Source organism: Stenotrophomonas sp. STEN083, from assembly GCF_056759195.1.
Map to the genome: position 1 here is coordinate 1 of NZ_JBRRCU010000053.1, position 11,567 is coordinate 11,567.

Annotated in this window: 10 protein-coding genes; 3 read left to right on the plus strand and 7 right to left on the minus strand. The window is 64.7% G+C overall.

Annotated features, from left to right (window positions below; genetic code table 11):
• Positions 1-145 precede the first annotated feature (145 nt).
• Positions 146-973, plus strand: coding sequence for a DUF72 domain-containing protein (locus tag ACVOK8_RS14465; RefSeq protein WP_481567441.1), 828 nt, complete (start codon positions 146-148; stop codon positions 971-973).
• Positions 974-1,019: 46 nt separating this feature from the next.
• A complete protein-coding gene (locus ACVOK8_RS14470; RefSeq protein ID WP_481567462.1) occupies positions 1,020-1,940 on the plus strand; it encodes a DMT family transporter in 921 nt (306 codons plus the stop codon).
• Between the two features lie 25 nt (positions 1,941-1,965).
• Here ACVOK8_RS14470 and ACVOK8_RS14475 read toward each other — a convergent pair whose 3' ends face one another.
• From ACVOK8_RS14475 to ACVOK8_RS14490, 4 genes are all read right to left on the minus strand, one after another.
• Positions 1,966-3,030, minus strand: coding sequence for a GGDEF domain-containing protein (locus tag ACVOK8_RS14475; protein WP_481567442.1), 1,065 nt, complete (start codon positions 3,028-3,030; stop codon positions 1,966-1,968).
• Positions 3,031-3,111: 81 nt separating this feature from the next.
• Complete coding sequence (locus ACVOK8_RS14480) at positions 3,112-3,834, minus strand: pseudouridine synthase (RefSeq protein WP_481517538.1); 723 nt, start codon at positions 3,832-3,834, stop codon at positions 3,112-3,114.
• 54 nt (positions 3,835-3,888) lie between these two features.
• A complete protein-coding gene (locus ACVOK8_RS14485) occupies positions 3,889-5,514 on the minus strand; it encodes a GGDEF domain-containing protein (RefSeq protein WP_481567443.1) in 1,626 nt (541 codons plus the stop codon).
• Positions 5,515-5,753: 239 nt separating this feature from the next.
• Entirely contained in the window at positions 5,754-7,727 is a 1,974-nt protein-coding gene (locus ACVOK8_RS14490) for a DEAD/DEAH box helicase (RefSeq protein ID WP_481567444.1), read from the minus strand.
• A 195-nt stretch (positions 7,728-7,922) separates the two neighbouring features.
• Between ACVOK8_RS14490 and ACVOK8_RS14495 the strand changes: the two genes are divergently transcribed.
• Positions 7,923-8,186 carry an RNA-binding S4 domain-containing protein gene (locus tag ACVOK8_RS14495; protein WP_481530604.1) on the plus strand — a complete coding sequence of 88 codons (264 nt, stop codon included), beginning with the start codon at positions 7,923-7,925 and terminating at the stop codon, positions 8,184-8,186.
• A gap of 159 nt (positions 8,187-8,345) precedes the next feature.
• Here the strand turns inward: ACVOK8_RS14495 and ubiM are convergent, their stop codons facing one another.
• From ubiM to ACVOK8_RS14510, 3 genes are all read right to left on the minus strand, one after another.
• Entirely contained in the window at positions 8,346-9,524 is a 1,179-nt protein-coding gene (ubiM, locus tag ACVOK8_RS14500) for a 5-demethoxyubiquinol-8 5-hydroxylase UbiM (RefSeq protein WP_481567463.1), read from the minus strand.
• Between the two features lie 145 nt (positions 9,525-9,669).
• The gene (locus ACVOK8_RS14505; RefSeq protein ID WP_481567445.1) at positions 9,670-10,224 is read right to left on the minus strand and encodes a DUF4019 domain-containing protein; all 555 of its coding nucleotides are present in this window, start codon (positions 10,222-10,224) and stop codon (positions 9,670-9,672) included.
• Positions 10,225-10,303: 79 nt separating this feature from the next.
• Complete coding sequence (locus ACVOK8_RS14510; protein WP_481567446.1) at positions 10,304-11,461, minus strand: COG3904 family protein; 1,158 nt, start codon at positions 11,459-11,461, stop codon at positions 10,304-10,306.
• Positions 11,462-11,567 lie beyond the last annotated feature (106 nt).

The following is an 11,567-nucleotide window of genomic DNA, read 5'->3' on the forward strand; positions in this document are numbered from 1 at the left end:
CCCCCCTGTGCGCGGCTTATGGTTAACCGTTCGCTTGTGGTTTTTGGTTTACCGCCCGGCCCGCCGTGGGGGCGGCACTACCTTGGGCGGTTACATTGTTGGCTTCGCGGCTTACGCCGCTCCCACATGGCATCGGGGCATTGTTTTGAACGATCTGTTTGCGAGCGCACCGCATGCGCCCGGTGTGCATATCGGTATTGGTGGCTGGACCTATGTGCCGTGGCGCGGCGGTACGTTCTATCCTGTTGGACTGGTGCAGCGCCGTGAACTGGAATATGCCAGCCAGCAGCTGACTAGCATCGAGATCAACGGCACCTATTACGGTGCGCAGAAGCCGCATATCTATGCCGCTTGGCGCGATGCCACCCCGGATGGCTTCGTATTCTCGGCCAAGGCGCCCAAACGCATTGTCACTGCACGCAAACTTGCCGCTACCGGCGGGCAGATCGAGGACTTCATCGATGGCATCAGCCATCTCGGGGATCGCCTCGGGCCACTGCTATGGCAGTTCGAAGCGGGCCGTACGCTGGATCGCGAGGATCTTGCCGCCTTCCTGCAATTGCTGCCACAGCAGGTCAACGGCCGCCGCCAGCGCCATGCCGTGGAAGTCCGCGATCCGGCCTGCTTCGATGCCGAATTGGTAGCCTTGATCCGCCAGCATGGGGTCGCCTTGGTCTATACCGACTCGGCCACCTACCCCAACGCAGCCGACCTGTCCGGCGACTTCGTCTATGCGCGCCTGATGGGCAGCCGCGACGAACACGCCACCGGCTATCCGGCCAGTGAACTCGAACAATGGGCTGGCCGCATCCGCCGCTGGCGCAAGGGCGAAGACGTGGCCGAGCTGCCGCATCTGGCCGTGCCGCTTGCAACCGCCGCACCGCGCGAGGTCTTCTTCTACTTCATCAGCGCCGCCAAACACCGCAACCCATCGGCAGCACGCGAACTTCAGCGTTTGGTCGACACAAACTGAAGCCGGCAGCACGGCGCTGCCAATGCGCATCGGCGACAATACGCCGATGCCTACCAACGACACCCGCAAAGCCCTGCTGCAGATCCATTTCTGCGTTCTGTTATGGGGCGTCACCGCCATCCTCGGCAAGCTGATCACCTTGCCCGCGCTGCCACTGGTGTGGTGGCGGATGTTGCTGGTGGTGGCGATGCTGGCGCTGCTGCCGCGCGTATGGCGCGGCCTGTCGGGCTTGAACCTGCGGTTGGTGCTGGGCTATGCCGGTATCGGCGCACTGGTGGCGCTGCATTGGCTTACCTTCTATGGCGCGGTGAAGCTGGCCAATGCCTCGGTTGCGGCCACCTGCATCGCACTGGCGCCAGTGTTCACCGCCATCATCGAACCGTGGATCGCGCGCCGTCCGTTCCAGATGCGCGAGTTGGCGCTGGGCGTGGTGGTGTTGCCAGGTGTGGCGCTGGTGGTTGGCGGCGTGCCTGATGGCATGCGGCTGGGCGTTGCGGTAGGTGCCGCGTCTGCTTTGCTGGTGGCGCTGTTTGGCTCGCTCAACAAGCGCATGGTCGGCCACGCCGATCCGCTGACCGTCACTACCGTGGAATTGGGCGCAGGCACCTTGACCCTGACCCTGTTGGCGCCGTTACTGCCGTTCCTGCTGCCCGCCCTGGCCAGCGACCTGTGGGTGCTGCCCAACCTGCACGATGGCTTGTTGCTGCTTGCCCTGTCCGGCCTGTGCACGCTGCTGCCGTTTGCGCTGGCACTGGTCGCACTAAGGCACTTGAGCGCCTACACCACGCAGTTGGTGACCAATCTGGAACCGGTCTACGCAATCGTGCTGGCGATGCTGTTCCTCGGCGAACAGCATGAGCTGACACCGCAGTTCTATCTGGGCGTGGCGATCATTCTTGGTGGCGTGTTCCTGCATCCACTGCTCAACCGCCTGCGGCCGGCGGCGGCAAACGCCGGTCCGGCCTGATCAGCTGTTGGTGGTCCAGCCCGACTCAGCTCGCCACAACCACGCGGTCTCGACCCTCGGCCTTGGCCTGGTACAGCGCGGCGTCGGCACGGCGCAGGGTTTCGCCTGGGGCTTCACCGGCGCGGTGCACGGCCAAGCCAATGCTCACCGAAATCGGCAGGCCGATCGGCAGCAGTCCCACCGATTCGCGCAGGTATTCGCATTGCAGCTCGGCCTGTTGCAGCGGCGTATCCGGCATCAGGATGACGAACTCCTCGCCGCCATAGCGGGCAGCCATGCCGCGCCCGGCGAACTGCGACTTCAGCACGCTGGACAGCTCGACGAGTACCCGATCACCTTCGTTGTGGCCATGGATGTCGTTGACCAGCTTGAAGTGGTCGATATCGACGATGGCCACCGCCGGCGGCACCCCACCTGCGCGTCCAATCGCTTCCGATAGCGCAGCAGACAGGGCGCGGCGATTGGGTAAGCCGGTCAGCGGATCAGTACGGGTCTGCTCGGACAGCTCCAGATTGAGCTGCTCCAATTGCTGGTAGTACTCGAGCAGATGCGCCTCGTACCAATCGTGCTCAGCCTGGTGATGATCGATCTCAATCCGCAGCAAGCGCATCTCCATCATCCGGCTGACCTGTCGCGACAGCGCACGCAACGCCTCGGCCTGCGGCGTGCCCAACTGGGCCGGCACTGAATCGAACACGCACAGCGAACCCAGTGCGTAGCCATCACTGCTGAGCAGCGGCGCGCCGGCATAGAAGCGGATATGAGGATCACCCAACACCGACGGGTTGCCGCTGAAACGCTGATCCTGGCGCGCATCGGCTACCACGGTCAGCTCCTGCGGCCTGAGGATGGTATGGGCGCAGAAGGCTTCGTCACGCGGGGTCTGCTCACCGTCCAGGCCCTGCAGGGCCTTGAACCATTGGCGGTCGCGATCAATCAGGGTCACCGCCCCCATCGGCGTGCCGCAGATGGTGCGGGCGATGGTCACCAGGTCATCGAACTCCTGCTCGCGCGCGGTATCCAGCACCCGGTAGCGCTGCAGCGCGGCAATACGTTCGGTTTCATTGACAGGCAGGGCAGGCTTGATCATGCACGAGTCCAAAACGGCAGGATGGAGAGCGCTGCAGAGTCTAGCGGCTCACCGCGCACGGCGCGGTGAGCGTGTCACATTTCACCACTGCTGTTGTTGCGGCAACAGACCGTGCAGTTCCTGCTCGCTCAAGTTGCGCCACTGGCCCGGCTTGAGCGCGCCGATCTTGACGTTGTCGATACGCACGCGACGCAGCTGGTTGACCCGGTAACCGAACTCGGATGCCATCAAGCGGATCTGCCGGTTCAAGCCCTGCTCCAGGATGATGCGGAAACCATACTTGCCGATGCGGCTGGTGCGGCATGGCAGCGTGGTTTCGTTGCGGATACGCACACCACGGGCCATGCCACGCAGGAACTCGTCTGTGACCGGCTTGTTGACCGCCACCAGATACTCCTTCTGATGGCCGTTCTCGGCACGCAGGATCTGGTTGACGATGTCGCCGTTGCTGGTCAGCAGGATCAGGCCTTCCGAATCCTTGTCCAGACGACCGATCGGGAAGATACGCTGCTCGTGGCCGACGAACTCGATGATGTTGTCCTTGACCGCACTCTCGGTGGTGCAGGTGATGCCCACCGGCTTGTTCAGCACGATATAGACATGGCGGCGGCCGGTGCTCTTCTGCACCGCACGGGCGCGCAGCGGCTGGCCGTCAACCTTGACCTCGTCACCTTCGCCCACGACCGCACCGGTCCCGGCGACGATGCCGTTGACGGTGACACGACGGGCGGAGAGCAGGCGGTCGGCCTCACGGCGCGAACAGAAGCCGGTTTCGGCAATGTGCTTGTTGATTCGAATTGTCATGAGCGAATTATCCGCCATCGCCCACGGCCGGAACAGCACGACCGAATGGCTTGTTCAGGGCACTTCCTGAATATCGCGCGCATCCACCACCTGGTCGCGACCGCTGCGCTTGGCCTGGTACATGGCATTGTCGGCCCGCCGCAGCAGCCCGGCCACGTCATTGTCGCGGTATTGCAGCTCGGCCAGGCCAATGCTGGCGGTGACCACCAGGCCTTCGTGCTTGAGCCCGCGTGCCTGTACGGTGACCTTTTCGCGCAGTTGATCCAGCCGCGGCCGCGCGGCATCGGCGCCAATTCCCGGCAGCAGGATCAGGAACTCTTCGCCGCCCATGCGGATCACGTCGCTGCGGCTGCGCACGCCGGCCAGCAAGGTGCCTGCCACCGATATCAACACCTGATCGCCGCCGTCGTGGCCGTAGCTGTCGTTGATCTGCTTGAACAGGTCGATGTCCAGGAAACCTATCGACAGCGGCAACCCGCCAGCCTTGGCCTCGCGCAGATAGTGGTCCAGCTGGCGCAGGCCAGCGCGGCGATTGGGCAGACCGGTCAAGGTATCGGTATCAGCAAGCTCACGCATCTCATCGCGCTGCTGGCGCAGCTGGCTGAGGCTGCGATTGAGTGAGTACGCCGCCATCATCAGGAACCAGGTCACCGAGACCTGGATCGCCTCGACCCGGAACTCCACCAGCAGGCGGTTGTCCATCAGGTCCGCCAGCGCCATCACCAGCAGCGGAATCGCCGCCACCAGACCATCCAACGCCTGGAAGTAACGCCGCCGCACCGCAACGATGGCGATGCCCACCGAGGTCAGGCAGATCAGCGTGAACAGGTCGTCCAGCGCCACCGCCATCCATGCCAACAGCGGCCAAGGCATGAACGGTGCAGCTACCGCGACCAGCCCCAGCACGATCATCAGCCCCTGCATCCAGCGCCGCGAGCCACGCAGCACCCGGCGGCCGCCGCACATGCGCCACAGCACCCAGCCCATCACCGCATAGCTCAGCGCCGACACCGAGACCATCCATACCGGCGCATGGCCATCCACTGGCAGCCACGGCTCGGGATAGCCACTGAGCCCGCTCAACACCGCCTGCCATACCACCAAGAGCCCGCAGACCAAGGTATAGATCAGGAAATCACGCCCACGCGTGGTGGCAAAGCCCATCAACGCGGACAAGGCCAAGGCCAGCGCAATCGCCACGCAGGCGGTACGCACCACCAGCCGCAAGGTGTCCTGCTGCTGCAACGGGCTGGGTGCGGCGAGGTGCACGGTGGGAATCCAGCGCGGCTTCAGCGGCGACTCCCAGGCCACCCGGATCGGCTCGACCGTGCCCTGCTTGGGCACAACCACAAGACCTACGCCGGCACGGAAGCGCGAGTCGCGCGTGCGGGCGTCCTGCATGTCACCGCAGACTTGGCGGTCCCCATGGAAAATCATCACTTCGCCAGCAAACACGTTGAACACGCCCACGCCTTGCGGCGCGCCGGACCAGCCGCCTTCGGGCGCAGCAATTTCAATGGCAGGGCGCATCCGGGCCAAAGCTTCGGCACTGCAGGCGCGCAAGGGAGCCTGTTCAGCGGTTGCGCCGCCGGCAATCAGGAAGTCACGCCCCCCCTGCAGCGGTTGGGCAGCGCCCAGCGAAGGCCACAACGTGAACAACGCCGACAGCAACAGGAGCACGATCCATCCACGTCTTACCCTGCCAGCAACTGCCGCTCCCCCCTCTGCCATGAGCCTCCCTCTCGCGTTCCCCGACGCGGATAAGCGGCATTATCGCAATAACCCGACGCGAGCAGTACGTGAAGACCGTCGCGGCTTGAACTTGTCGTCCCATTGCGTCCTGCCAGGCCCGCAAACAGTCAAAAACAGACAACCCCGGCATTGCCGGGGTTGTCTGGTAAAGCATTGGGCTACTTGGATCAGTAGTTGCGCGGGCCGCGCGGCTTGAAGCCACCCGGACGCGAACCACCCGGGCCGCCCGGACGCGGGCCGCGCGGGCCACCCGGACGCGGACCGCCCGGCTTGCCGTCGCCCTTGTCGAAGCGCGGCTTGAACGGCGGCGCGGCGCCGCCCTGCTCTTCGCCTGCCTCAACCTTGCGCATCTGCAACTGCTGGCCCGACACCCACACCTTCTTCAGGTGCTGCAGCACGTCGGTCGGCATATCAGCCGGCAGATCCAGCACCGAGTGACCATCATGGATGTCGATACGGCCAATGAAACGGCTTTCCAGACCAGCTTCGTTGGCAATGGCGCCGACGATATTGGCCGGCTTCACGCCATGGGTATGACCGACTTCAATGCGGTAGGTCTCCATGCCGAACTCCGGCGCGCTGCGCGGCGGCATTTCACGACGCGGACGCGACTCGAAATCGCCTTCGCCACGCGGCGGGCGCGGCGCGCGATCGCCCTCGTCCTGACGCGGGGCACGCTCGAAGCGCGGCTCGAAACGGGCCGGGCGATCGCCACGGTCACCGCGCTCGTCGCGGCGATGAAAGCCGCCGTCACGCGCCGGACGCTCACTGCGATCGTTGCGTTCGAACGACTGCTCGCGGCGCTCACGCACCGGCGGGGTCAACAGGAACGGGGAATCGCCCTGCAGCAGCTTGGCCAGCGCGGCAGCGATATCGATAGCCGGCACGTTGTGCTCGCCTTCGTAGCGCTGCAGCAGGTCGCGGTAGAAATCCATGTCGCCGGCAGCCAGGGTCTGGCTGATGCGGTCCATGAACTTGGTCACGCGGTGGTCGTTGACCGCATCCACGCTCGGCAGCTGCATTTCTTCGATCGGCTGACGGGTAGCGCGCTCGATCTGGCGCAGCATGCCCTTCTCGCGCGGGGTGACGAACAGGATTGCCTCACCGCTGCGGCCGGCACGGCCGGTACGGCCGATACGGTGCACGTAGCTTTCGGTGTCGTACGGGATGTCGTAGTTCAGCACGTGGCTGATGCGCTCCACGTCCAGACCACGGGCAGCCACGTCGGTGGCAACCAGGATGTCGAGCTTGCCTTCCTTCAGCATGGCGATGGTGCGTTCACGCTGGGCCTGCTGCATGTCGCCATTGATGGCGGCAGCGGCCAGACCACGCGCCTGCAACTTGCTGGCAAGCTCCTCGGTGCCGGCCTTGGTACGCGCGAAGATGATCATCGCGTCGAAGGTTTCCACTTCCAGGATGCGGGTCAGCGCGTCCAGCTTGTGCATTCCAGCCACCCACCAGTAACGCTGGCGGATATTGGCCGAGGTGGTGGTCTTGGACTGGATGGTCACTTCCACCGGCTCACGCAGATAGGTCTGCGCGATGCGGCGGATCTGCTGTGGCATGGTGGCCGAGAACAGCGCGACCTGACGGGTTTCCGGCAGCTTCTTGAGCACTGCTTCGACGTCGTCGATGAAGCCCATGCGCAGCATTTCGTCGGCTTCGTCGAGCACCAGCGTCTTCAGTTCGGACAGATCCAGGGTGCCACGATCGAGATGATCAATCACCCGGCCCGGGGTGCCGACCACAACGTGCACGCCGCGGCGCAGGGCCTGCAGCTGCTGCGCATAGGGCTGGCCGCCGTACACCGGCAGCACGCGGAAGCCCGGCATCGATGCCGAATAGGTCTGGAACGCCTCGGCGACCTGGATGGCCAGCTCGCGGGTCGGCGCCAGCACCAGCACCTGCGGCTTGGTGGCGGAAAGATTGATATTGGACAGCACTGGCAGCGCGAAGGCACCGGTCTTGCCGGTGCCGGTCTGCGCCTGGCCGAGCACGTCGCGGCCTTCCAGCATGGCCGGAATGGTGGCAGCCTGGATCGGCGACGGGGTCTCGTAGCCGACTTCGGCCACTGCCTTCATCACAGGCTCGGATAGGCCGAGATCTGCAAACAGCAGCGGCGCGGGGGTATCTTGGGACATGGTAACTCCGGGGGCACCGCCGCGAACGGGCGGGCGAAAAGACGCATATTGTGCGCTCTAAACAGCTCTGCTGTCGCGCATGGCTTGATTTGCGTTCAGCTTACGAACACAACCGGCCGCCGCTTGGCCCCTGTTGGAGCACCCGCACGGGTCGCCGATGACGCACAATAGCACTCGTTTTTATCCGTGAACACCATGCAGACCATCGAATTTGAACTTGACCGCGATTACGTGGAACTGAAGCAGCTGCTGAAACTGGCCGATCTGGTCACCAGCGGCGGCGAGGCAAAAATGATCATTGCCGACGGCCAGGTCACCGTTGATGGCGTGGTGGAGCTGCGTAAAGCCTGCAAGATCCGCGGCGGCCAGCAGGTTGTGCTCGGCGATGTCAGCATCAACGTGCTCGCCGATCCGGACCCCAACCGCGCCGAAGAAGACGACGAAGACGAAGACGAGTGAGGTAGTGCTGAGCCATGCTCGGCAGGAGGCTTCGTCGTAGACCATCAGCGCTGTAGGAGCGGCGTGAGCCGCGAAGCTCACGCCCTGTCCCGCATCGCACCCTCGCCCTGCACCAGCGTCGCGGCTTACGCCGCTCCTACAAACCCGCGAGCCCCGCCGCTACGCGCGAGCCTGGGTCAGATGCCCGGCGATCAACTTCCTGAACGGAACGACGCCCTGCGCGGCCCGCAATGCCGCGCCGCGCAGCAAACGCGCAGGCAGCCGGCTATCGTTATAAAGCCCGGCAATGGCATTGGTGGCCTCGTATAGCGGCCGTGTCGCCAGCCGGTGGCCACGCTGGTAACTGGCCAGCAAGCCATCCGCACCAATATCGCTACCGCCACGAACCGCATCCAACAGCAACCGCGCCAGCCGTTGCTGGCTGTGCAAGCCAAAATTGAAGCCGTGTGCGGTGACCGGATGCATGCCGACCGCCGCGTCGCCGATCAAGGCATAGCGCTTGCCGACAAAGCGGTGCGCATACACGCCGACCAGCGGATAGGCGTGGCGCGTCCCGACCGGGGTCATCTCACCCAGGCGACGCTCGAAGAAGCCACTGACGGTTCGCCCGAAGGCGGCCTCATCCAGCTCCAGCAACTGTTGCAGCTGCCGCGGCGGCATGGTGATCACTGCCGAGGCCTGATTGCCCGGCAAGGGCAGCATCGCCAAGGTACGTTCGTAGCCGAACCATTCCCAGGCGGCGTGCTCATGCGGCCGCTCGCACTGCATCCTGCAAACCAACATGGACTTGCCGAAGTCGCGCATCTGCGCGCCGACACCCATCATCCGCCGGGTCGCCGAGAAGCGGCTGTCGGCGGCGACCACCAGCCGTGCGCGCAACTGAATGCCGTCACTCAAGGTGACCGTGCTGTACGCCTCACCGGCGTCGATTGCAGTGACCGAACGTCCATCCAGCACTTCCAGATCGGCCTGGCCCTGCACCGCCTCCCAGGCCGCACGCCGGATCAGGTGATTGGGAATCAGCCAGCCCAGCTCATCGACGCCCTCGCCCTGCGCTGCGAAACCCAGCGCGAACGGCGAGCTGCCGTTCATCACCTTGGCGCTGCGCAGCGGCGAGATCTCGGCCGGGTCGATGCGCTGCCACAGCCCCATGCTGCGCATGATCTGCCGCGAGGCGTGCGTCAGCGCGATCTCGCGGCCATCGAAGGCCGGCTCGGCCAGCACTGCCAACGGTTGCTGCTCGACCAGCGCCAGCGATAGACCACTACCGGCCAGACTGCGGGCCAGACTCAAGCCGGCCGGGCCGGCGCCCACCACCACAACATCCACCTTGCGCATGTGCCACTCCGTTATGCCTACCGCAGGCAGGGTAAGCAGGCCGATGTAAGGATTCATTGATCCAGATCAGCTACACGACAATCAGCCCACAAACACAACGGGCGCCCTGCGGCACCCGTGTGCAAAGCCTGCGATGTGATGGCACTTAGTTGGCCGAGGCCGCGCGCACGCTATAGCCGGAGGCGCGCCACACCTTGTCCTCATCCAGGCGGAACGAGACCAGCTCGCGCACCGGCTGGGCATTGTTGGCAAAGCGGGTTGGGAAGCTGACGTTCAAGTAGATGCCTTCCGGCACCGAGGCACCGGCCGGGTATTGCACGCGGGTGATCGATGGCTTGCCGCGCGACACCAGCGCGCCCAATTTGGCGCGGTCGGCATTGACGTTGTTGGCGAATACATCACGGGTCACCGCCTTGCGCGCCACCGCGGAGGCACCGTCCCACACGGCGGCCGCCTGCTGGCCATCCACCAGCTGCGCCACCCGCTGCGCGGCTGCGGTCATCTCCGCATCCTGCTTGGCTACCTGCGCCTGCTGCGCTGCACTGAGCGCTGGCGCCGGCCGAGCCGCGGCTGATACCGGTGCGGGGGCGGCCGGGGCAGCAGCCCGCGCTGGCGCGGGGGCAGCAGCGGGTGCCTGCGCGAAAGCGCCTGTAGCCGGCACAGCCAAGGACAACACCATCAACAAACAACTGGGTCGCATAGCTCTCTCCATGACGCTTTCAGTTGAACGGAATGCCAATCCAATCACGGTTTACCAGCTTCCGCATCCTTTCATTTGTTCACTTTCGTGTACCGGGCGCACTCACCTGCGCACTGACGGCGGGCGCGACTGCTGCCGCTGGCGCCACTACTGCCTCAGCAGCACCGGTCGGGATGGCGGTCGGCATCGGCTCGAGCATGGCGGTATCGATTTCCGACAGCGGGCTTTCCTCCGGGCAGACCTCATCCGGGAAGCCGAACTGCTCCTTCAATGCCTGCCCGCAGCGGTTGACCGCCTCCAGATCGGCACCTTCCACCTTGCACTCGCGGTCGAAGGCGATCAGGAAGGAATCCTTGCGGCGCACGAAGTCATCGCCGCACTTGCGCATCTGCTTGATACGCTCCAGGTCATCCTGCACCGCATTGGTGCCGTCCAGCCCGTACTGCTTGAGCTCTTCGTTGGTCAGCACCCGCAGGCTGCGGTTGGGCACGGTCATCATCAGGTCGGCCACGCCCACCGCCACACCGTTGCGCTGCAGGTAGTCCTTCACGTTGTCGTAGACCTCGTGCAGCTCCTTGTTCAACTCCGCGCGCGAACTGGCGCTGGAGCTGATCCGCATCATGCGGTGGATGCCAACCTTGCCGGAGATCAAGCGGTTGTCGCCAGCCGCCAGCACGAACACACAGGCACTGTGGCAGACCGAACCTTCGCGCACCCAAATGGTCCAACCGGACTCGCCAATGCTGTCGCCAGCGACGATGGCCGCTTCCACCTGACCACCGCTGGAATCCAGATCGAGGATGCGCCGACTGATCTTCATCGCATCGGCCACCACCGCCAGACGCGTCACCATCGCCGCGAACGAAGGGTTGATCTTGCCGGCATAGCGCACCCGCATCAGGCCACGCTCTTTGCAGGGTTCCAAGGCTGCATCCATGCTGGCGCGGTCAAACGCGGTCAACTCGGTGCCATCGCCGTTCTCGCCGGCATAGTCGGTGCCGCAGCTGACCCAGGCCTTGCCGTTCTCCAGCACCAGCTCGGGCCAGGGCTTGTCCTTGGCCGGCAGCACCGGCGCTGGCGGGGTCGGCGCATCGGCAGCATTGATCGACACCATGTGGTCGCCATCAGCGGCCACTGCGGCAGCAGGGTCAATCACGGGCTTTTTATCGCCGGTCTGCGGATTGCAGGCCAACAGCCCGATGCACAACAACGGCGGCCAACAGAACTTGGGCAACATGGAGAGCAATCAGGTCCGTACTACGGCGCAACCGCGCCAGGAAGGTGGACAGTCTAGTGCGCAACGCCCTCCCTGCTGCAACGCCCAATGAATCAACACAGCGTCG

Excerpts from the sequence above, each read along its gene's own strand:
- ubiM (WP_481567463.1), bottom strand. The coding sequence starts at position 9,524 with ATGCGCAAGGTGGATGTTGTGGTGGTGGGCGCCGGCCCGGCCGGCTTG.
- ACVOK8_RS14510 (WP_481567446.1), bottom strand. The coding sequence starts at position 11,461 with ATGTTGCCCAAGTTCTGTTGGCCGCCGTTGTTGTGCATCGGGCTGTTG.
- ACVOK8_RS14490 (WP_481567444.1), bottom strand. The coding sequence starts at position 7,727 with ATGTCCCAAGATACCCCCGCGCCGCTGCTGTTTGCAGATCTCGGCCTA.
- ACVOK8_RS14480 (WP_481517538.1), bottom strand. The coding sequence starts at position 3,834 with ATGACAATTCGAATCAACAAGCACATTGCCGAAACCGGCTTCTGTTCG.
- ACVOK8_RS14495 (WP_481530604.1), top strand. The coding sequence starts at position 7,923 with ATGCAGACCATCGAATTTGAACTTGACCGCGATTACGTGGAACTGAAG.
- ACVOK8_RS14475 (WP_481567442.1), bottom strand. The coding sequence starts at position 3,030 with ATGATCAAGCCTGCCCTGCCTGTCAATGAAACCGAACGTATTGCCGCG.
- ACVOK8_RS14505 (WP_481567445.1), bottom strand. The coding sequence starts at position 10,224 with ATGCGACCCAGTTGTTTGTTGATGGTGTTGTCCTTGGCTGTGCCGGCT.
- ACVOK8_RS14470 (WP_481567462.1), top strand. The coding sequence starts at position 1,020 with ATGCCTACCAACGACACCCGCAAAGCCCTGCTGCAGATCCATTTCTGC.